Source organism: Aeribacillus sp. FSL K6-2848, from assembly GCF_038004325.1.
Lineage (GTDB): Bacteria > Bacillota > Bacilli > Bacillales > Aeribacillaceae > Aeribacillus > Aeribacillus composti.
On the sequence record NZ_JBBOQQ010000001.1, the window covers coordinates 1,683,678 to 1,704,812 of the forward strand.

Sequence of the window (21,135 nt, forward strand, 5' to 3'; positions counted from 1 at the left end):
TGTATATACTTGCCCGTTCCCTTATATTGGGAACGGGCTTTTTGCATTACAAGGCTGATTGGCAAACCATTTTTCAAAACAAAATGTTAAGAAAGGGGAGACAACGTGTTACAAACGCTATTTCAGCAAATTGATGAAAGGGAAGAAGAACTTCTGAATCTTCTAAAAACACTCGTATCGTTTGAAACGCCGAGCCCTCCGGCAAGAAATGCAAAAGAGGCTCAAAAGTATGTCGCCTCATATTTGGAAGACATCGGCTTTTCCATTGATCAATGGGATTTATATGAACAAGATCCAGTCGTAGTAGGAACGAAAAAAGGAAAAGATCCAGAAAATTACCACAGTTTAATTATTAACGGGCATATTGATGTCGCTTCAATCGAAGAGGGAGAAGAATGGCTAACGCCTCCTTTTGAGGCAACGGTTAAAGGGGATTACATATACGGACGCGGTGTAGCGGATATGAAAGGGGGAATGGCTGCCAGTCTGTTTGCATTAAAGCTGCTGCAAGAAAACGGCATTGAGCCGGGAGGGGATATCATTTTTCAGTCCGTCGTCGGAGAAGAAGTAGGCGAAGCAGGAACAAAATCGTGCTGCGACCGGGGATATCGAGCTGATTTTGCCATCGTTGTCGATTCAAGCAACTGTGAAATACAAGGGCAAGGCGGGGTGATCACGGGCTGGATTACGATTGAAAGCCCCGAGACATTTCACGATGGCACGAGAAGACAAATGATTCATGCCGGCGGGAAGCTTTTTGGGGCAAGCGCGATTGAAAAAATGATGAAAATTATTGAAGGACTGCGAGAGCTTGAACAGCATTGGGCAGTGATGAAAACGAGCAAAGGCTTTCCGCCTGGTTCTGCCACAATTAATCCTGCAGTGATTGAAGGTGGAAGGCACGCCGCTTTTGTGGCCGATAAATGTTCCCTTTGGATTACCGTTCACTATTACCCGGAAGAGCATTATGTAGAGGTGATCCGGGAAATTGAAGAACATATCCATCATGTTGCAATGGCTGATCCATGGCTTCGGAAATATCCTCCGAAATTTAAATGGGGCGGCACATCGATGATTGAAGATCGAGGAGAAATTTTCCCAGCTTTTTCATATGACGAACATTCACTCGGAGTGAAAACATTACAAAAAGCACATAAACTGGCATTTAATGAGGAAGCAAAGCTGACGATGTCCCCTACTGTGACAGACGGCGGCTGGCTGAGTGAAGCGGGAATTCCCGTCGTTTTATATGGACCGGGCACGCTTGAAGATGCACATTCGGTGAATGAAAAGCTGTCCATCCCCCAATTAAAAACATTTACAAAATCGCTGATCGCGTTTTTATTTGATTGGTATCAGAAAAAACGATGACAATTACAAAAGCTGCGAAAGGGGTAATTCAAATGTTTACAGACCGATTGTATAAAACTGCAAAACCGATTTGGGAAGCGAGTTACCATCATCCGTTTGTTCAAGGAATCGGCAATGGGACGCTGGATATCGACAAATTTCGCTTTTTTATGGAGCAGGATTATCTTTATTTAATCGAATACTGCCGCCTGTTTGCCCTTGGAAGCTTAAAGGCTCACAATCTTCAAACAATGACAGTTTTTGCTGATCTTCTACATTCGACGTTAAAAGTGGAAATGGATTTGCATCGTCAATACGCTGAAAGAATAGGAATAGAGAAGGAAAAATTAGAACAAGTTCAGCCTGCTGCTACAACCGTTGCATATACGAGCTATATGTTAAATGTGTCGCAGCGAGGATCATTGGCAGAACTGGTTGCCGCAGTCCTTCCATGTACATGGAGCTATTATGAAATCGGCACACGCTTACATGAGATTCCTGGTGCCAGTGAACATGAGTTTTACGGCGAGTGGGTAAAAATGTACGCATCAACAGAATTCGGTGAATTGGCAAAATGGCTGAAAGATTTAATGAATGAGCTTGCAGAAGGAAAACGGGAAGAAGAATTGAAATGGCTGGAAGATATTTTTGTCACAACGAGCAAATACGAATATATGTTTTGGGAAATGTCTGAACGAAAAGAAATGTGGCCAATCGAAATCAATTCTTAATATAGGAGAGAATGAACATGAAATTTTCTGAAAAAATTCGAACAAAAGCAGATCCGATATGGCAGGCCAGCTTCGATCATCCATTTGTAAAAGGTATTGCCGATGGGAGTTTGCCGCTTGAATGTTTTCGTTATTACGTTTTGCAAGATTCGTATTATTTAAGCCATTTTGCAAAAGTGCAATCGTATGGAGCGGCAAAAGCAAACGATTTATATACGACATCGCGAATGGCTCAGCATGCACAAGGAACATTTGAAGCGGAATTATCTCTTCATGAAACATTTGCCAAACAGCTGGGAATCACAGAGGAGGAGAAGGCGAATTTTAAGCCGGCCCCAACGGCGTACGCCTATACTTCCCATTTATATCGAGCGGCGATCAACGGTCACTTAGGCGATATTATTGCTGCAATACTTCCGTGCTATTGGCTATATTACGAAATTGGCGAAAAATTAAAAGATGCGAAGCCAAAAGAACCGATTTATCAACAATGGATTGCGGCTTATGGGGGCGATTGGTTTAAGCAGCTTGTCGAAGAACAAATTGACAGGCTGGATGAAATCGCACAACAAACGATAGAAGCCGATCTAAAAAGAATGGAAGAGCATTTTATCATCAGCAGTCAATATGAATTAGCGTTTTGGGAAATGGCTTACCGTTTAGAAAAATGGGAAGTGGAACCAAAAATCAGTCAATAAAGGAGTTTGATCATAATGAAAGGATTAAAACTGACAGACATTCTAGTAACAATTGTTATTTCGATCGTTTTTGGAATTGTTTATAAACTATGGGGACCGCTTTACTATGCGGTCAAGCCGATCGGGCTGCATGTCGACCAGCTCATATACGGTATGTGGTTTATTGCTGCGACGGTCGCCTTTCTTATTATTCGCAAGCCTGGAGTAGCGCTGATAGCGGAAACAGCAGCGGCATCTGCAGAATTTATAACCGGCTCTGAATTCGGCATAGAGGTTCTTCTTTACGGAATCGTCCAAGGACTATTTGCAGAGATCATTTTTGCGATTTTTCGATATAAAAAGTTTAATATCGGTGTTGTCATGCTGGCTGCAGCCGCTTCAGCAGCTGGTTCGCTAATTATGGATCTTTATAAAGGCTATATAGATGACTTAGTATTTTGGAACTTGCTATTATTCATTGGAGCTCGATTGATTGGCTCAATCATTATTGCCGGCGCGTTTGCCTATTATCTAGTGAAATCTTTGGAAGCAACAGGAGTGACTAATTTAGTAAGACCTGCGTCGCATGAAGATTATGACGCACTGAACTAGAGGTGGCAAACATGGATCTAGTATGCGAAGTGAAAAATTTACGATTAAAATATCCTGGAGAGGAATCCTTGCTTTTTAAGGATGTATCCTCTTCTTTCTATAAGGGAGAAAAAGTCTTGCTTCTTGGTCCTTCCGGCTGTGGGAAATCGACGTTTTTGCAAGTGCTAAGCGGTTTAATTCCAAAATCTATTGAAGTTCCGATGAAAGCAGAAAAAATCTTGACTCCGTCATCTTGGGGATATGTGTTTCAAGATCCTGACACGCAATTTTGCATGCCGTATGTAGATGAAGAAATGGCTTTTGTTTTGGAAAATTTGCAAGTGAAAAGAGAACAAATGCATGAAAAAATGCGAGTTTACCTGGAAATGGTCGGCCTTCATTTTGATGATCTTCATATCAGCATTCAATCATTATCAGGCGGCATGAAGCAACGGCTGGCGATCGCCACTGTTTTAGCATTGCATCCAGACGTGTTATTTTTGGACGAGCCGACTGCAATGCTGGATCCGGAAGGGACAAAAGCGGTATGGGACACGATGAAACAAGCAGCTCAAGATAAAACAGTTATCATCGTTGAACATAAAATTGATCATGTTCTTGACTTTGTCGACCGCATACTTTTATTTAATCAAAAAGGACAAATCGTCGCAGACGGTCCGAAAGAACAAATTTTTTCTCGGTATCGGAAAGAAATTCGCGAAGACGGCATTTGGTATCCCGGTGTATGGGAGGATTATCTTCGTGATAAGCAGGGGTATTACAAAAAAACCCCTTTAAAAGAACAGGTCGTGATTGAGCTTGAGCAATTTAAAGGATATCGAAAGAAGGAAGTCAAAATCGATGTACCATATGGAAAGGTTCATGCAGGTGAATGGATTGCGATAGTGGGGAAAAACGGCGCCGGAAAGAGCACTTTGTTACATTCATTGATGCAGTTTATACAAACGACCGGCACTTATTTGCTGTTAGAAAAAGAAGCAAAGAAAATAAAAAAGCTTTCCAACATGCTGTCGTTCGTTTTTCAAAATCCGGAATTTCAATTTGTCACCAATTCAGTTTACGATGAAATTGCTTATTCGTTGAGGATTGAACGGATGAAAGAAGAAGAAATTCGAACAAAAGTAGAAGAAATGCTCGAATTATTTCATTTACAGAAGCACCGCCATCAACACCCTTATCAGCTTTCAATGGGACAAAAAAGAAGATTGAGTGTTGCCGCTTCAATCATTAAAAAACAGCCGATCATGCTTTTAGATGAACCGACTTTTGGGCAAGACTCATCCAATACATTTCAGCTCTTGGAGCTTTTAGAACATTATCGCAAACAAGGGTCTACCATTTTGATGGTGACACATGATGAACAAATAGCAAAGCATATGGCGACAAGAGTTTGGCGGATCGAAGGCGGGAAGCTCGTAGAGGATGAAATTCATTCTTGTGAGGATGAGCAGATGTACGTTCAGATATAGGGGGATCTACAATGGATTTTGACATAAAAGAAACATGGCTGCATAAAATCAACCCGAGCTTAAAGCTATTGTTTCTGATCGTTTTATTTATTAGTGTTCTGTTTATTCACAACATTAATTTTTTAATCAACTACACAGTTTCCGCCTTTCTTTTATTTGCTTTTTTTACCGGTCATCCGATGAAGCGCATACTTTTATTGCTGATTCCATTCGTGCTTATTTTTGTGTCGACTGCTACCTCCATGATCTTTTTTGGAAAAGGTGAGACAACATGGTGGGAATGGGGGCTGATCCATATTACAGAAGAAAGCTTTTATCGCGGTCTTCATTTAGGATTTCGTGCCCTTATCTTCGCTCTGCTTGGGTTAATGTTTTCGTTAACGACAAGACCGGTTTTTTTATTTTATTCGTTAATGCAGCAATTAAAGTTGAAGCCTAAATATGCTTACAGCTTTATGGCAGGCATTCGTTTAATCCCTATTATGATCGAAGAGTTTCAAACAATACGGCAAGCGATGATTGTAAGAGGTGTCGAACAAAGAAAAGGCTTAGCGAATTTTTTTCATAAATTGAAAGCATACTCGATTCCGCTGCTATCGCAAAGCATTCGCAGAGCGCACAGAATTGCTGTAGCGATGGAGGCGAAAAGATTTTCGAATGACACAAAAAGAACGTTTTACTACGAAATCGGGTTTTCCAAATACGATCTTTGCTTTGTCCTTTATTTTATAATCGCTATTTTGTTAAGCTACTATGCAGCTAAGATGCTTCCGTTTTTCCCGGTTACAGATGTAAGGTATATTGAATAAATGGCAGCCGGCTGCAAAATGCTTTTTCATAATCGCTGCATGGTAGATTTAAATGATTGAATAGTCCCGAAAGCATCCAAGTAAAGTGATTGTCCCAACTTACGAAACGATGGACAGTGTCAAACAATTTTTTCTGAAAAGGAACAAGAAGTAAACCATTTTGAAGTAAAAAGTGAATGAGTTTGTTTGATGAAAAAGAGCCTCTAGGGGAAACACCTAGAGGTATTTTTTTGAAAAATCATGTTAACATTTTTTCCGTATTTGTTGTATGAAGGAAAGGGAATCGGTATTTTTATTATATAAAATTACATAAAGTGTTAAAAAGGGGGACAATAATGAAAAAAATTTTTTTATTTCTAACGATTTTCTCTGTAATTTTCGCAAGTGGATGTGCCATGTCTTCTGCTTTAGAGGAAAAGGAATCAAGCGATGGACAGAATAGCGAACAAAATGAAACGGATGTTGTGAAAGTCGGTATTCTCCATTCATTAAGCGGCACGATGGCGATCAGTGAAGTTTCTTTAAAGGACGCAGAATTAATGGCGATTGAAGAAATTAACAACTCAGGCGGGCTTTTAGGGAAGAAAATTGAACCGGTTATTGAAGACGGCGCATCTGACTGGCCGACCTTTGCTGAGAAAGCAAAGAAATTACTGCAACAGGATAAGGTAGCGACGATTTTTGGCGGCTGGACTTCCGCAAGCAGAAAGGCCATGCTGCCGGTAGTCGAACAAAATAAAGGCTTGCTTTGGTACCCCGTTCAATATGAAGGAATGGAATCTTCTCCGAACATTTTTTATACGGGGGCGACCACCAATCAACAAATTGTGCCTGCTGTCAGCTGGCTGTTAAACAATAAAGGGAAGAAGTTTTTTTTAATTGGCTCGGATTATGTGTTTCCGCGCACGGCAAACAGTATTATTAAAGCACAATTAAAAGCTGAAGGCGGAGAGGTAGTTGTCGAAGAATATACACCTTTAGGACATACGGATTACAGCACGGTCATCAATAAAATGAAAAAAGTGAAACCTGACGTAGTCTTTAATACATTAAATGGAGACAGCAATGTCGCCTTTTTCAAACAATTGAAGGATGCCGGAATCACATCGAAGGATGTTACTGTGATGTCGGTCAGCATTGCTGAAGAAGAAATTCGAGGAATCGGCAGTGAAGTATTAGCCGGCCACTTAGCGGTATGGAATTATTTCCAGACAACGGATACACCAGAAAACAAAGCGTTTGTTGAAAAATATAAAGAAGCTTATGGTGAAGAGCGTGTAACGGATGATCCGATTGAAGCGGCTTACATAGCTGTTCATTTATGGGCAGAAGCAGTAAAAAAAGCGGGATCTTTTGAGGTTGAAAAGGTCAAGGAAGCTGCGAAGGGAATCGAGTACAAAGCTCCGGGCGGCACGGTAAAAATAGAAGGTGAGAATCAGCATCTGTGGAAAACAGTAAGAATCGGCGAAATTCAACCGGACGGCCAATTTAAAGAAATTTGGAATTCTGGTGAGCCGGTGAAGCCGGATCCGTATTTAAAAAGCTATTCTTGGGCGGAAAAATTATCTAAAAATAATGAATAATCTAAATTGATAGGAGTGAACAGCTTGTCAATTTTCATCAGTCAACTGTTTAACGGGCTGAGCCTTGGATCGATCATGTTATTGATCGCCCTTGGCTTAGCTATAACGTTTGGCTTAATGAATGTCATCAACATGGCCCACGGTGAATTAATTATGGTCGGTGCGTATGCAACCTATGTAATGCAGCTCATTTTTTCTAAATATTTGCCGGAAAACTTGTTTAATTATTACTACTTTATTGCTATACCGATTTCATTTCTCGTTGCTTCGTTTATCGGTTATCTGCTTGAAAAAGGAATCATTCGTTTTCTATATAATCGACCAACAGACAGTCTTTTGGCCACTTGGGGAATTAGTTTGATTTTGCAGCAGATTGCCAGATCCATATTTGGCGCTCCGAATGTTGCGGTTGTTGCACCTGCTTGGATGGATGGAGGCTGGCAAATATTTGGTATTACATTGCCTTATAAAAGGTTGTTGATTTTATCTCTGTCAATCGTTTGTATCGCTTTGCTTTATTATTATTTAAACAAAACGTCTACCGGTTTGAGAATAAGAGCGGTCACGATGAATAGAAATATGGCCTCTTGTTTAGGAATTTTTACAAGAAAAATAGATTCTCTAGGCTTTGCTCTCGGAGCTGGATTAGCCGGAATCGCTGGCTGTAGCTTAACTTTATTAGGACCGATCGGCCCTACAATTGGAACGTACTATATTGTCGATGCGTTTATGGTTGTCATTTTAGGAGGAATTGGCGGATTGAAAGGGACGATTATCGGCGCATTTGGCATTGGAATGCTTAGCACTGTTGTTGAATATTCCTTCGGCGCCACGATGGCAAAAGTCATTGTATTTGCAGTGATCATTTTATTTTTGCAGTGGAAACCGTTAGGTATTTTCTCTTATCGCACAAGGGCATTGGATTAGGAGGACGGATTATGCGCAGAAAACAAATGATTTATCTGTTATTTTTCCTGATTTTACTTCTGGCCCCGTTTTATTTAACCGAATTCCGCTTAGCGTTGCTCGGAAAATTTCTTTGCTATGCGATCATTGCAGTAGGAATCTGTCTTATTTGGGGGTACACCGGGATATTAAGCTTAGGTCACGGCGTGTATTTTGGGATTGGAGCTTATTGCATGGCGATGTATTTAAAATTGGAGGCTTCAAAAGGAGCGTTGCCGGATTTTATGGAATGGAACGGAGTGCAGGAGCTTCCGTGGTTTTGGAAGCCCTTCTTTAATCCTTTCTTTTCCATAATGGCAGCAATTTTCATACCAGCTATGCTGGCAGCGGTTTTGGGCATGCTTACGTTTAAAAACCGGATCAAAGGCGTCTATTTTTCTCTTTTGTCACAGGCAGTCGTTGTTGTCGTCGTCACACTTTTAATTGCCAAACAGGATTTGACAGGCGGTACAAACGGATTAACCAATTTTAGCACCGTTTTTGGGTTTTCTTTATCCTCACCAATAGTACAAATTGTTTTATATGCTATTACCGTTTTCGCTTTGTTTGCCATTTTTATGTTATCTGTTTGGATTACCAAAAGCAGACTTGGCCATGTATTAATTGCCATTCGGGACGGCGAAAACCGCCTTCGGTTTTTAGGATTTGATCCGGCTGTTTTTAAAGTGTTTATTTACAGTTTATCGGCTTCGTTTGCCGGAATAGCTGGCGCGTTGTTTGTTTTGCAGGTCGGTCTCATTTCTCCTTCGATGATGGATATTATCCCTTCAATTGAAATGGTTTTATGGGTAGCCATCGGCGGCCGTCATTCGTTATTCGGCGCCATAATCGGAGCGATTTTAACAAACGGAGCCAAAAGCTTTTTCAGTGAAACATATCCGGATGTTTGGCTTTTCTGCTTAGGCATTCTATTCATTTTGATCGTTGTTTTTTTCCCGAAAGGAATTGCCGGGTTGTTCGAAGCTTTTCCAAAGCGTATTGCGAAATTTTTTGAAAAAGGTGTGAAAAAAGGTGAATCCGATTCTGTCGTGTCATGATATTATTGTTGATTTTGACGGCTTTAAAGCGCTTCAAGGTGTCAATTTAGATGTTCATCACGGAGAAATTCGTTTTTTAATTGGTCCGAATGGTGCGGGCAAAACGACTCTTCTTGATGTCATCTGCGGCAAAACAAAAGCAGCAGATGGAAAAGTGATGTTTCAAGGAGTAGATTTGACAAAGCGGAGAGAGCACGAAATCGTTCGGCATGGAATCGCTAGAAAATTTCAAAATCCGTCCGTTTTTACTGAATTAACCGTATTTGAAAACATGGAGTTATCGATCAAACAAAATAGAAATCTTGTTTCCGTTATGAAGGCGAAATTAACCGCGGATGAAAAAGACGAAATTACGGCAATGCTTGAGAGAACCGATCTTTTAGATCGAGCTTATGACCCAGCAGGCTTGCTGTCCCACGGCCAGAAACAATGGCTTGAAATCGGCATGCAGCTGCTGCAAAAACCGGAAGTTTTACTTCTTGATGAACCGATTGCCGGCATGACTGGGGCGGAAAGGGAAAAAACCGGCTTGTTTATTCAAGAAATAGCTGAGAAATGCGCAGTGCTGATTGTTGAACATGATATGGATTTTGTTCGGAATTTTGCTGAACAGGTAACAGTTATGCATGAAGGGAAAATTTTGTGTGAAGGTTCCATGGAGGAAGTGCAGCAAAATGAGCTTGTTGCAGAGGTTTATTTAGGAAGGGAGGCAAAGGTGTGCTAAAAATATCTAGTTTGAAAGCAGGATATGATGAAACGATGGTGTTGAATAATGTCCATCTTGAAGTTGAAAAAGGAAAGGTCGTTTCCATTCTTGGAAGAAACGGGGCGGGAAAAACAACATTGATCAAAACGATTATTGGATTGTTAAAGCCGATGGACGGGACTATTTATTGGAATGATCAGGAAATTACACATGAGCTTCCGGAAAGGAGGGCAAAAAAAGGAATCGGATATGTTCCCCAAGGCAGGGAGATTTTCTCTTCGCTGACTGTGGAAGAAAATCTCATTTTAGGCTTTGAAGCTGTTTCGAAAAAGATAGAAAAAACGCTTGTTTTAGAGGAAATTTTCGAGCTTTTTCCTGTTTTAAAGGAAATGTTGAAGAGAAAAGGAGGAGATTTAAGCGGCGGGCAGCAGCAGCAATTGGCCATTGCGAGGGCTCTTGCCGGGCAGCCCGAGCTATTATTGCTGGACGAACCGATGGAAGGGATTCAACCATCTATAGTAGAGCAAATACAGGAGGTCATTGTAAAAATTGCGTCCAAAAAAGGAATTGGCGTCGTTTTAGTTGAGCACAGCATAGATTCAGCCTTTGCCTGTTCTGATGAATACTATATTTTGGACAAAAGAACTGTTGTATCAAAGGGTGTAGTAAAAAACACAAATATTGAAGACATTCAACAATATTTAGTAGTTTAAATTAAAACTTCCTCCTTCCCCTAGAAAAATTTTTTTAAATTTTCCATGTTAAAAAATGTAACATAACACTTGGTGTTTCACATGGTGTGGATTATATTTGTAATAAAAAATAACATAAAAACAAACACCTTTTATCTTCAACCCATTGAGGGAAATGGAATGTAAGAAAATCGTGTTATTTTTGATTGTCTGTTAGAAAGGGAGAGTGTTATGAAGCTGACAGCCCGAGAGCAGGAAAAATTGATGGTCGTTGTTGCTGCAGATTTAGCGCGCAGAAGGCAGAGAAAAGGCTTGAAGCTGAACTATGCGGAAGCAGTGGCCATCATCACATATGAGATTATGGAGGGCGCAAGGGAAGGACGGACGGTTTCGGAGTTGATGCAATATGGCACAAAAATTTTAACTAGAGATGATGTGATGGAAGGCGTTCCGGAAATGATCGAAAATATCCAGGTGGAGGCAACATTTCCAGACGGAACGAAGCTTGTAACCGTCCATGATCCGATCCGGTAAAAGAGGTGAAAAAATGATTCCAGGGGAATATCGATTAAAATCAGCTCCGATTGTTTGCAATAAAGGGAAAGAGGCGATCAAGCTCAATGTTGTCAATAGAGGGGACCGTCCAGTACAAGTCGGTTCGCATTTTCATTTTTTTGAAGTAAACAGGGCGCTCGAATTTGACCGGCAGCTGGCGTTCGGCAGGCATTTAAACATTCCGTCCGGAACGGCGGTAAGGTTTGAGCCGGGCGATGCGAAAATCGTAGAGCTCGTTGAATTTTCGGGAAAAAAAGAAGTGTACGGTTTAAATAATTTGACGAACGGACCGTTGACAAAGGAGGCGGACAAATGAGTTTTCAAATGCCGCGCAAACAATATGCCGATATGTTCGGCCCGACAACTGGAGACAGCATTAGATTGGCTGATACGGAACTCTTCATTCAAATCGAAAAAGATTTTACCGTATACGGAGATGAAGTAAAATTCGGCGGTGGGAAAGTGATTCGCGACGGAATGGGACAGCATCCATTTGCCGAAAGGAAAGACGTGATGGATCTTGTTCTCACAAACGCCATTATTATTGATTATACAGGTATTTATAAAGCGGATATCGGCATAAAGGATGGGAAAATTGCCGCGATCGGAAAGGCGGGAAATCCATTATTAATGGATGGCGTCACAATGGTAATCGGAGCTTCAACCGAAATCGTTGCGGCAGAAGGAATGATTGTTACGGCAGGCGGAATCGATACCCATATTCATTTTATATGCCCTCAGCAAATTGAAACAGCTTTGACATCTGGAATTACAACAATGATAGGAGGAGGAACGGGGCCTGCAACAGGGACAAATGCAACGACTTGTACACCGGGTGAATGGAATATTTATAGAATGCTGGAGTCAGTTGAACATTTTCCTATGAATTTCGGCTTTTTAGGGAAAGGAAATTCATCCGGAAAAAAAGCGTTAGAGGAGCAAATCAAAGCAGGTGCAGTTGGTTTAAAACTGCATGAGGACTGGGGTTCAACACCGGCGGCGATCGATCAGTGTTTATCCGTAGCTGACGAGTATGATGTGCAAGTTGCCATCCATACAGATACGTTAAATGAAGCCGGTTTTGTAGAAGACACCATTGCAGCGATTAAAGACCGGGTCATTCATACATACCATACGGAAGGCGCAGGCGGGGGACACGCCCCGGACATTATGAAAATGGCCAGCCTGCCAAACGTTTTGCCTTCTTCGACAAATCCGACAAGACCGTTTACAGTCAACACGCTCGAGGAACATTTAGATATGCTGATGGTTTGCCATCATTTGGATCCGGCTATTCCTGAAGATATCGCCTTCGCCGATTCCCGCATTCGCAAAGAAACGATTGCAGCGGAAGATATTCTTCATGACCTTGGCGTATTCAGCATGATCAGTTCCGACTCGCAAGCGATGGGAAGGGTCGGCGAAGTGATTACGCGGACATGGCAAACCGCAGATAAAATGAAAAAGCAGCGGGGCTCCTTAAAGGGAGACGGCCAAGATCATGACAATTTCAGAGTGAAAAGATATGTGGCAAAATATACGATCAATCCTGCGATTGCCCACGGAATATCTGAATATGTCGGCTCTGTAGAAGTCGGCAAATTGGCGGATTTAGTTGTTTGGAATCCGGCCTTTTTTGGGGTGAAGCCGGAAATGATCATCAAGGGCGGAATGATTGCCTATAGTTTGATGGGAGACCCAAATGCATCCATTCCAACTCCGCAGCCTGTTTATTACCGTCCGATGTTCGGATCATTTGGCAAAGCTGTCTCACAAACATCGATCACATTTTTGTCAAAAGCAGCAATAAAAGCCGGCATTCCCGAAAAGTTAAAGTTGCAAAAATTTGTGAAACCCGTCAAAGGAGTTCGTACATTGACGAAAAAGGACATGGTTTTTAATGGTGAAACTCCTTCTATCGAAGTCGATCCACAAACGTATGAGGTAAAGGTGGACGGTGAATTGATCAATTGTGAGCCGGTTGAAGTTGTTCCGATGGCGCAAAGATATTTTCTGTTTTGAGGTGAAGACGGATGATTATTAAAGAAACACTTGGAAATATTTATGCAAAAGCAGTAAAGGAAAAACATGTGGAGCGCGTCTATTTAAGAAGCGATGATCTGCTCAAAAGAATTCAACGAGTGAAAACAGACCACGGGAACGAAATAGGGATTCGTTTAAAGGAGGAAAAGAAGCTGGCAGATGGTGACATTTTATATGAAGATGAAAACAATATGATCATTATTTCTGTCCTGCCTGAAGATGTCCTTGTCATTTGTCCGGCTACGCTGAAAGAGATGGGAGAAATTGCACATCAAATCGGCAACAGACATTTGCCGGCTCAGTTTGAAGGAAATGAAATGATCGTGCAATACGATCATCTTGTAGAACAACTTGCAAACGAGCTGAACATTCCTTGCAAACGGGAGAAACGAAAAATAAAACAACCTTTTCGATATGTCGGACATCATCACCATGATTGATTGGCTGCCTTTATTGCAGATAAGCGATTCAAACTTTCCTTCCGGAGCCTTCTCCCACTCGTTCGGATTCGAAACATATATTGTTGAGCAGAAAATAAAAGATGCAAGTACATTTAAAAGTTTTTTAAAAACGTACATTGACAAGCAGCTCGTCTATACGGACGGACTGGCTTGCCGGCTTGCATATCAATTTGAAAAAGAAGGGAAACAAGAGGAGCTTTGGAAGCTGGATGAGATTCTTTACGCCAGCTCAATGGCTAAAGAAACGAAAGAAGGGAACCGAAGAATTGGCGAGCAAATGCTGAAGCTTTGTTTAAATATTTACCCTCATCCAACACTGCAACAATATGCTCAAAAAATAAAAGCGAAGAAGCTTTACGGACATGCGGCTCTCGTTTTTGCCATTGTCGGGATAAAAATAGGAGCGGATGAAAAAACAACGCTTGTAACGTATTTGTATTCCACTATTCAAACGCTTGTACAAAACGGAGTCCGCGGCATTCCGATCGGTCAAAAAGAAGGGCAGCTGCTATTAAAAGATTTGCAGGAGGATGTGAGGAGAGCTGTTTTAAAAATTGGCAAACTATCGATCGACGATTTAGGTGCGCAATTACCTGGCCTTGAAATTGCACAAATGAGGCATGAGCAATTGCATGTAAGACTTTTTATGTCTTAACAGACTGTTTTCAGAGTTTCATTATTTTTACAAACTCTCTGCATGCTTGGCTGAAGCGAAAAGGCTGGAAAGCGTAAGAAGCGATCTGCTTCTTTTCAAAAAAAACTGCAAAGCTTGATCAAAAGATAAGGGGGGAAAGATTTGGGGCTAATCCCGAATCAGTCAAAATGGAACCTATACGAATCGGAATTGGAGGGCCAGTAGGAGCCGGCAAAACGCTGCTAGTGGAAAAATTGACTCGCTATTTGTCAAAGGAATTCAGTGTTGCTGTTGTCACTAATGATATTTATACAAAAGAGGATGCCTTATTTTTAATAAAAAACAGCGTTCTTCCGGAGGATCGGATTATCGGCGTCGAAACAGGCGGCTGTCCCCATACGGCCATTCGTGAGGATGCATCGATGAATTTTGCGGCAATTGATGAGTTAAAAGAAAGACACGAGGATTTAGATATGATTTTTGTTGAAAGCGGCGGAGATAACTTAGCGGCAACCTTCAGCCCGGAATTAGTCGATTTCTCCATTTATATCATTGATGTTGCCCAAGGGGAAAAAATCCCAAGAAAAGGGGGACAAGGGATGATTAAGTCTGATTTGTTTATCATCAATAAAATCGACCTCGCTCCTTATGTCGGTGCAAGTCTTGAAATCATGGAACAAGATACGAAAATGATGCGGGGGGAGCGACCGTTCTTTTTTACTAATTTAAAGGAAGAAATTGGTTTAGATAATGTGATCAATTGGATTAAACGAAATGCGCTGCTGGCAGGGTTGTAGAAATGGAAGGAATTTTGCAGATTCGCGCGGAGCAAAAAGGGGAGCGGACCGTAATTACGGATCACTTTTTTCAGGGAGCTTTGAAAATGACAAAGCCGGTCTATACGGAATCGTCGATACCGATCGTTTATGTGATTCATGTCGGCGGCGGATGTGTAGACGGGGATGAATACGCACAAGAAATTTCCTTAGGTGAAAAGGCAAGGCTTGCGGTGACGTCACAATCTTCAACGAAAATTTATAAAACACCGAAAAAACCTGTCAAGCAGAAATTCTTGTTTACATTGCAAAAAGACAGCGTGCTGGAATGTTTGTCAGATCCGTTGATCGTTTATGAACAGGCTCGCTTTGAGCAGGAAACCATCGTCCATATGGAAAAGGGTGCAGCCTTTTTGTACAAAGAAATTATTACGCCGGGCTGGTCTGAAACCGGGCAGCCGTTCTGTTTCGATGCAATTCGGCTAAAATTAAAAGTTTATAAGGAAAATCGATTGATTTTGTTCGATCATTTTTATCAACAAGGGGATCGGGGAATTGATCAATTATTGAATATGGAAGGCTATACACATTACGGTTCGTTCCTCGTTATTTCTGACGAAGTGGATGATAAATTAATGGAAAAGATTTCATGCCATTTGCAGGGAGGACCGTTTGATGGACGGATCGGCATTTCAAGATTTTTGCCATCTGCCTTTATGATTAGAATTTTAGGAAACCATACCGATCACATTGAGGGGCTGTTTTTGGAAGTTCACCGATTGGCGAGAGCTTATCTATTAAAAGAACCTCCAATCCTATTACGAAAATATTAAAGAGATAAATAGAAGAGGTGAAAAATGTGTCAGTCAATTTTTTATCCGTGCTTTTTTTCGGATTGATTCTCGGGATGAAACATGCAACTGAACCGGATCATGTGATTGCTGTGTCCACAATTGCCAGCAGGACAAAAACTTTAAAGAAATCCAGTTTAACAGGAGTATATTGGGGAATTGGACACACCGCTACCCTTTTGTTGATCGGGATGATCGTGATCGGATTAAAAACAGCTATTCCGGAGAAGGTTTCATTGACATTGGAATTATTCGTCGGGATTATGTTAGTGATTTTAGGAATTTTAAGTCTTCGCGATGGCAGGCACAAACTGGCGCGAAACGATGAAACGGAATTTACAAATATTAAATCATTGATCATCGGTTTTATTCACGGTTTGGCAGGAAGCGCGGCAATGGTGCTGTTAACGATGACAACTGTTGAAAGCTATTTTCAAGCGTTTTTATACATCTGCATTTTCGGAGTCGGGACGATCATCGGCATGTTTTGTTTTACAACCATTCTCGGCCTGCCGTTTATTCTCGGAAGCAAAGTGAAAAAATATGTTCCGTTCATTTGCTCGCTTGCCGGAGCAATTAGTATATTATACGGCATCTTTTATATTTATGAAATCGGCTTTAAAGACGGATTGTTTATATAAATCGATTAATTGCTTAAAACCTCGTTTGGATCACTCCATCCAAATGGGGTTTTTTCATGTGTATTGGGATTATTTACAAAATTATTAAAGTATTATTAAAACACCTATTATTTTTACGCCGCACAGCGGTGGAGTGATGGCGCTTCAAGTATTTAATGAGACTGAAAAGTTTTTGATTGGTGCCTATACGAGTGAACCGGATGTAACTGATGCCGGGAACTCCCTTACGATCGGCATACCGCCGCGTTATGACGGCTACGTGGAACCTTTTACAGATTATGCTATGAAACGGTTTGGCAAAAAATTAGCCGCTCTTCCGCCGTCTACACAATATGGGAAAGACTGGGCAAAAACTTTGCTTCCACAATGGGAAAAGAAGGGCGGAAAGGTTGTATATCATTCATCCATTGATTTTTCAAAGGAAACCGACTTTTTCACCATTGTCACAAATGCTCTTAAAGAAAAAACGGATGTTCTATTTATAGGCGGAGCTTCAGAACCTACCGCAAAAGTGGCAAAGCAAGCTAGAGAGCTAGGATTTAAAGGCGGATTCATTATCATGGATCAGGCAAAACTGGATTTTATGGAAAAAATAACAGGTTCCTATGACGTATTAGAAGGTTCTGTTGGAGTGCTGCCGCTCGTAAAATCTAATGATCCGGGAGCGCCGGCATTTGCCGAAAACTATCGAGCAAAGTTTAAAGATGAACCTAGCTCTGAATCAGGGCTCAACTATATCGCTACGTATATTTTCGTTGAAGCGATGAAAGCGGCAAAAACTGTTGACGATGCGGAAGCTATTCGCAAACATATGCAAGATGGACTGGATAATCTGCCAAAAGACAAACGCGTATACGAGATTCCATCAATCGGTGATGACGGAAGATTGGAAGTGAAACGAAAAATCGCGGTAGTAGAGGATGGTCAAATTGTTTTAAAAGTAGTAGATTAATAGGTTTTCCGATAGGATTGAGCAATGATTGAAAATTTAAGAGGCTTCCTGAATGGGGAGCCTCTAAATACATGTTCCAATGCACTGTTAATGAATATTCGGATATCGGGCATGAAAAAGAGAATTGCTGTAAAGTTTCCAGTTATATATTTATAGATCAGGGTTCCATGTGCACTATTATCATTCGCTTATCTTTTCCAGTAATTGGTCATACAGCTTTTGCGTTTCGTCCCTGTCTTTTTGATTCAAAATGATATAATCATCATCTTTTTCGATATATACATACGGTGCACGCCCTTTGTAAACAAACAATTTTCCTCCTCCACCGTATGGCTCTTTTAGCCGAAAAGATCCTTTCAAACGATCAAAAGCCGCAAAGCCATTACTTTTGGCAACGACCTCGGGAAGTTCATCCAACAGCTTCACACGGTCAATCTCATCAATCGGCCATTCCACCCCATATAAACCCGTTACCTTCAACTGTCGGTCATTTATGATCACATCATGCTCCTTAAGTCCCAAATAGCCTAAAACGATAACGAATGTGATCACAATAGCCGCAACAATTCCGGTAATCCAATAATATTTTTTCCGTTTATGCTTTAGTTCATATTTTTGTACATAGATCGAACCGCCGAGCAGTACGATGAGAAACAGCAGCATGCCTATTTCAAATCCATATGGGATTTGAAAAAGTGCTAAAATGACCGAAATGAACAAAATGATGAACGTATAAAACAGCAATCTACCAATTGCCTGCGGATAACCATTTTCAATTAATTGCTGCTGTTCTTCTTCTGGTCTGTTGTAGAAGCCCGATATTAAGCTGTAATCTTGCTTCTTTACGACTAAATACGTCAGGCCCCCGTGTATGATAAGTGTGAACCCCATAGTGATTAAAAAAACGATCGTATCTGTTGACACAATGGTTCCCCCTTACGCTTTACAAAACATTTTGATTATTTCTACGGTTTTATCTTACAAATGTTTCACTCGCATAAATACCTAATGGAACTAAACCAATCTGAAGAAAGAAGAAAACACTTTTGATGGAAAAATCAGATTTTTCAATGATCCTCTCTTCCCTTCAACAGAAATTTTTGGAATAATAATTATAATGTAACGTATGGAGAGGAGCAAGCGTATGGTGATTGCACTTGAAAATGTTTCGCTCATTCGCAACAAAAAATATATTTTGGAGAATATAAATTGGAATGTTGATGAAGGCGAGCATTGGTGTATTTTAGGAAGAAATGGAGCGGGGAAAACAGCATTGCTCAATTTGTTAAACGGCTATTTGTTTCCTTCAAAAGGAACGGTTTCCGTCATTGGATTTACTTTTGGAAAGGCAGATTTTCGCGAGGTTCGAAAAAAAATCGGCCTTGTCAGCTCATCGCTCCAAGAAAAAATTTACGGACATGATCTTGTTGAAGAAGTTATTTTGAGCGGAAAATTCGCGTCAATCGGCTTATATGAAACACCGGATGAACACGATTTAGAAGAGATGGGGTCATTGATGACGCTATTCGGGGTGGAAAAACTAAGCGGGCGTACATATGACAGCCTTTCCCAAGGTGAAAAGCAAAAAGTGCTGATTTTGCGGGCGCTTATGCCTCAGCCGAAGCTCCTTATTTTAGATGAGCCGTGCAATGGTCTTGATATATTGGCGAGAGAAGAACTTTTAGGGCTGATTGAAACAATTGCCAAAAGGCCAAATGCGCCAACGATCCTGTACGTGACGCATCATGTTGAAGAAATTTTGCCTTGCTTCACCAATTCCCTGTTATTAAAGGAAGGAAAGGTTTTTGCTGAGGGAAGAACAGAAGAGCTGCTTTCAAGTGAACGATTGTCAGACTTTTTTGAAGCAGGCATCGAGGTGGAAAATTTTCATGGCCGATATTATGCGAAGCTTTTGCAAAACAATCATAATAGATTGTCATAGGGAGAGTGGGGCTGTCCAGAAAGTCAAATCCCCATTGAAAACAAAAAATCATAAACACCGATATATCAACGTTTCTAACACATTAATGGGGGCGTCAATAATCCGTAAAAACGACTTATTAGACACCCCCTTTTTCGGATTTCAGTGGAAAACTGCTTTTTCTTTTTTGAGCATTCTTTTGATCGAGCGGTCTGCTTCTCTTAAAACAATTTCCTTGTCGAGTGTTTTTATTTTTTTGTTTTCCATTACAATCTCCCCATTTATAATGGTTGTTTCTACATTATCCCTTGAAGCAGAATAAACGATCCGCGAAATCGGATCAGCTTCAAAGGAAGGGAAAGTATGAAAATGATGTAAATTTAGAATCACTAAATCTGCTTTTTTGCCGATTTCAATACTGCCAATCTCTTTTTCCAATCCGACCGCTTTTGCCCCGCCGATGGTCGCCATTTTAAATACCTCTTTTGCTTTCATTGCGGAAGGGCCGTGCTTCGGCTTTTGGATGAGGGCTGCAAGCTTCATTTCCTGAAACATATTTAAATTATTGTTGCAAGGCGCTCCGTCTGCGCCTAAGCTTAACGAAACTCCCATTTCCATCAGCCCGGGAATATCCGCAATTCCTGAAGCTAATTTTAAATTAGACCCGGGGCAATGGCTAACATTTACTCCTCTGTCTTTAATGATTTTCTTTTCTTTTTCATCCAGCCAGATGCAGTGCGCCAAAATCAATCGTTTATTGGCAAGTCCAAGATAGTCAAGATATTCGATATTTCGCATCCCTGTCTGCTGTTCAACCAGCCTGATTTCTTCCTGATTTTCCGCTGCATGAGTATGAACTTTTACTTGATATATTTCAGAAAGCCGTTGAACTTCTTTTAACAGTTCTTCTGTACATGAAAGGACAAATCGGGGAGAAAAGGCATATTGAATTCTTCCGTTTGCAAACATATGCCATTTTTCAAGCAAATCAACGCTTTCTTGGAGAGAATCAGTTGTTTTTTCGCGAAGCTCCATTGGCACATCGTCGCCACGATCCATCATCACCTTGCCTGATAAAGCTCTGATTCCGCTTCCTGCAATCGCTTGAAACGCTGCTTCTGTATGGTGAACGGTTTCCATATCGACAATCGTTGTGGTCCCGCTTTCAATCAATTCTCCAATGCCGAGCAATGCGGAATAATAGATCGATTCCTCATCATGTGCTGCTTCCAATGGCCAAATTCGTTTTTTCAGCCAATCTAACAATTCTAAGTCATCCGCCCGTGAGCGGAAAAGTGTCTGACATAGGTGAACATGGGTTTGAATGAAGCCCGGAATGACGGTCCGATTTTCTGCATTGATGATTTGATCGGCGTCACATGCAAGATTTTTCCCTATGTTGCTTATGATGCCATTTTCGATGAAAATATCTCCCGTGAAAATTTCATCCGCATGATTCATCGTAATAATTTGTGCGTTTTTGATCAACAGGCTCTTCATATTCCTTTCTCCTTGCTATAAGTATTGAAATTCATTCTAAGAATGTATGCAGATAAATTCAATAAAAGTGTAAGAATTTATGACAAAAATAAAAAAATGTGGAAAAAAAGTTAACAAAGAAATAATCAAACATTTTGAAAAATTGTAAAATCATTTTTAAGAAAAGAGG

At 40.8% G+C, this 21,135-nt stretch carries 22 protein-coding genes and 1 pseudogene; 21 read left to right on the plus strand and 2 right to left on the minus strand.

Annotated features, from left to right (window positions below; genetic code table 11):
* The first annotated feature begins 105 nt into the window (after window positions 1-105).
* The 20 genes and pseudogenes from NSS70_RS08270 to NSS70_RS08365 form a co-directional block, all read left to right on the plus strand.
* Window positions 106-1,371 (plus strand): acetylornithine deacetylase, encoded by a 1,266-nt coding sequence (locus NSS70_RS08270; RefSeq protein WP_311067163.1) that lies wholly within the window; start codon window positions 106-108, stop codon window positions 1,369-1,371.
* A gap of 32 nt (window positions 1,372-1,403) precedes the next feature.
* A complete protein-coding gene (gene tenA, locus NSS70_RS08275; RefSeq protein WP_063386916.1) occupies window positions 1,404-2,081 on the plus strand; it encodes a thiaminase II in 678 nt (225 codons plus the stop codon).
* Between the two features lie 17 nt (window positions 2,082-2,098).
* A complete protein-coding gene (tenA, locus tag NSS70_RS08280; protein WP_144598343.1) occupies window positions 2,099-2,779 on the plus strand; it encodes a thiaminase II in 681 nt (226 codons plus the stop codon).
* A gap of 15 nt (window positions 2,780-2,794) precedes the next feature.
* Complete coding sequence (locus NSS70_RS08285) at window positions 2,795-3,370, plus strand: ECF transporter S component (protein WP_063386853.1); 576 nt, start codon at window positions 2,795-2,797, stop codon at window positions 3,368-3,370.
* A gap of 11 nt (window positions 3,371-3,381) precedes the next feature.
* On the plus strand, window positions 3,382-4,839 hold the full coding sequence (locus tag NSS70_RS08290) for an ABC transporter ATP-binding protein (RefSeq protein ID WP_339199645.1): 1,458 nt from the start codon (window positions 3,382-3,384) through the stop codon (window positions 4,837-4,839).
* Between the two features lie 11 nt (window positions 4,840-4,850).
* Complete coding sequence (locus NSS70_RS08295; RefSeq protein ID WP_063386855.1) at window positions 4,851-5,648, plus strand: energy-coupling factor transporter transmembrane component T family protein; 798 nt, start codon at window positions 4,851-4,853, stop codon at window positions 5,646-5,648.
* Between the two features lie 335 nt (window positions 5,649-5,983).
* Window positions 5,984-7,231, plus strand: a complete 1,248-nt coding sequence (urtA, locus tag NSS70_RS08300; RefSeq protein WP_340881264.1) for an urea ABC transporter substrate-binding protein — start codon at window positions 5,984-5,986, stop codon at window positions 7,229-7,231.
* A 24-nt stretch (window positions 7,232-7,255) separates the two neighbouring features.
* Window positions 7,256-8,158 (plus strand): urea ABC transporter permease subunit UrtB, encoded by a 903-nt coding sequence (urtB, locus tag NSS70_RS08305; protein ID WP_094245564.1) that lies wholly within the window; start codon window positions 7,256-7,258, stop codon window positions 8,156-8,158.
* Between the two features lie 11 nt (window positions 8,159-8,169).
* The gene (urtC, locus tag NSS70_RS08310; RefSeq protein ID WP_311067166.1) at window positions 8,170-9,234 is read left to right on the plus strand and encodes an urea ABC transporter permease subunit UrtC; all 1,065 of its coding nucleotides are present in this window, start codon (window positions 8,170-8,172) and stop codon (window positions 9,232-9,234) included.
* A complete protein-coding gene (urtD, locus tag NSS70_RS08315; RefSeq protein ID WP_094245566.1) occupies window positions 9,209-9,958 on the plus strand; it encodes an urea ABC transporter ATP-binding protein UrtD in 750 nt (249 codons plus the stop codon). The genes urtC and urtD overlap by 26 nt, the downstream gene beginning before the upstream one ends.
* Window positions 9,952-10,653 carry an urea ABC transporter ATP-binding subunit UrtE gene (urtE, locus tag NSS70_RS08320; protein WP_066248741.1) on the plus strand — a complete coding sequence of 234 codons (702 nt, stop codon included), beginning with the start codon at window positions 9,952-9,954 and terminating at the stop codon, window positions 10,651-10,653. The genes urtD and urtE overlap by 7 nt, the downstream gene beginning before the upstream one ends.
* Before the next feature lie 210 nt (window positions 10,654-10,863).
* On the plus strand, window positions 10,864-11,166 hold the full coding sequence (locus NSS70_RS08325; protein WP_063386861.1) for an urease subunit gamma: 303 nt from the start codon (window positions 10,864-10,866) through the stop codon (window positions 11,164-11,166).
* Between the two features lie 13 nt (window positions 11,167-11,179).
* Complete coding sequence (locus NSS70_RS08330; RefSeq protein ID WP_063386862.1) at window positions 11,180-11,503, plus strand: urease subunit beta; 324 nt, start codon at window positions 11,180-11,182, stop codon at window positions 11,501-11,503.
* On the plus strand, window positions 11,500-13,209 hold the full coding sequence (ureC, locus tag NSS70_RS08335; RefSeq protein ID WP_063386863.1) for an urease subunit alpha: 1,710 nt from the start codon (window positions 11,500-11,502) through the stop codon (window positions 13,207-13,209). Before NSS70_RS08330 ends, ureC begins: the two co-directional genes overlap by 4 nt.
* Before the next feature lie 11 nt (window positions 13,210-13,220).
* Window positions 13,221-13,670 carry an urease accessory protein UreE gene (ureE, locus tag NSS70_RS08340; RefSeq protein ID WP_063386864.1) on the plus strand — a complete coding sequence of 150 codons (450 nt, stop codon included), beginning with the start codon at window positions 13,221-13,223 and terminating at the stop codon, window positions 13,668-13,670.
* Window positions 13,663-14,346: an urease accessory protein UreF gene (locus NSS70_RS08345; RefSeq protein ID WP_340733535.1), complete on the plus strand. Its 684-nt coding sequence runs from the start codon at window positions 13,663-13,665 to the stop codon at window positions 14,344-14,346. The genes ureE and NSS70_RS08345 overlap by 8 nt, the downstream gene beginning before the upstream one ends.
* Window positions 14,347-14,513: 167 nt before the next feature.
* Window positions 14,514-15,122, plus strand: coding sequence for an urease accessory protein UreG (gene ureG / locus NSS70_RS08350; protein ID WP_063386865.1), 609 nt, complete (start codon window positions 14,514-14,516; stop codon window positions 15,120-15,122).
* A 2-nt stretch (window positions 15,123-15,124) separates the two neighbouring features.
* Window positions 15,125-15,934 (plus strand): urease accessory protein UreD, encoded by an 810-nt coding sequence (locus tag NSS70_RS08355; protein ID WP_339211317.1) that lies wholly within the window; start codon window positions 15,125-15,127, stop codon window positions 15,932-15,934.
* 26 nt (window positions 15,935-15,960) lie between these two features.
* Window positions 15,961-16,593, plus strand: a complete 633-nt coding sequence (locus NSS70_RS08360; protein ID WP_327859255.1) for a HoxN/HupN/NixA family nickel/cobalt transporter — start codon at window positions 15,961-15,963, stop codon at window positions 16,591-16,593.
* 100 nt (window positions 16,594-16,693) lie between these two features.
* Window positions 16,694-17,545, plus strand: a pseudogene (locus NSS70_RS08365) (ABC transporter substrate-binding protein); the annotation flags it as partial.
* Between the two features lie 180 nt (window positions 17,546-17,725).
* Here the strand turns inward: NSS70_RS08365 and NSS70_RS08370 are convergent.
* On the minus strand, window positions 17,726-18,469 hold the full coding sequence (locus NSS70_RS08370) for a DUF3784 domain-containing protein (RefSeq protein WP_242009367.1): 744 nt from the start codon (window positions 18,467-18,469) through the stop codon (window positions 17,726-17,728).
* Window positions 18,470-18,689: 220 nt separating this feature from the next.
* On the opposite strand from NSS70_RS08370, the gene NSS70_RS08375 reads away from it, so the two are divergent.
* On the plus strand, window positions 18,690-19,487 hold the full coding sequence (locus NSS70_RS08375) for an ABC transporter ATP-binding protein (protein ID WP_340881267.1): 798 nt from the start codon (window positions 18,690-18,692) through the stop codon (window positions 19,485-19,487).
* A gap of 141 nt (window positions 19,488-19,628) precedes the next feature.
* Here the strand turns inward: NSS70_RS08375 and NSS70_RS08380 are convergent, their stop codons facing one another.
* Complete coding sequence (locus tag NSS70_RS08380; protein ID WP_339199658.1) at window positions 19,629-20,966, minus strand: 5'-deoxyadenosine deaminase; 1,338 nt, start codon at window positions 20,964-20,966, stop codon at window positions 19,629-19,631.
* Between the last annotated feature and the right edge of the window lie 169 nt (window positions 20,967-21,135).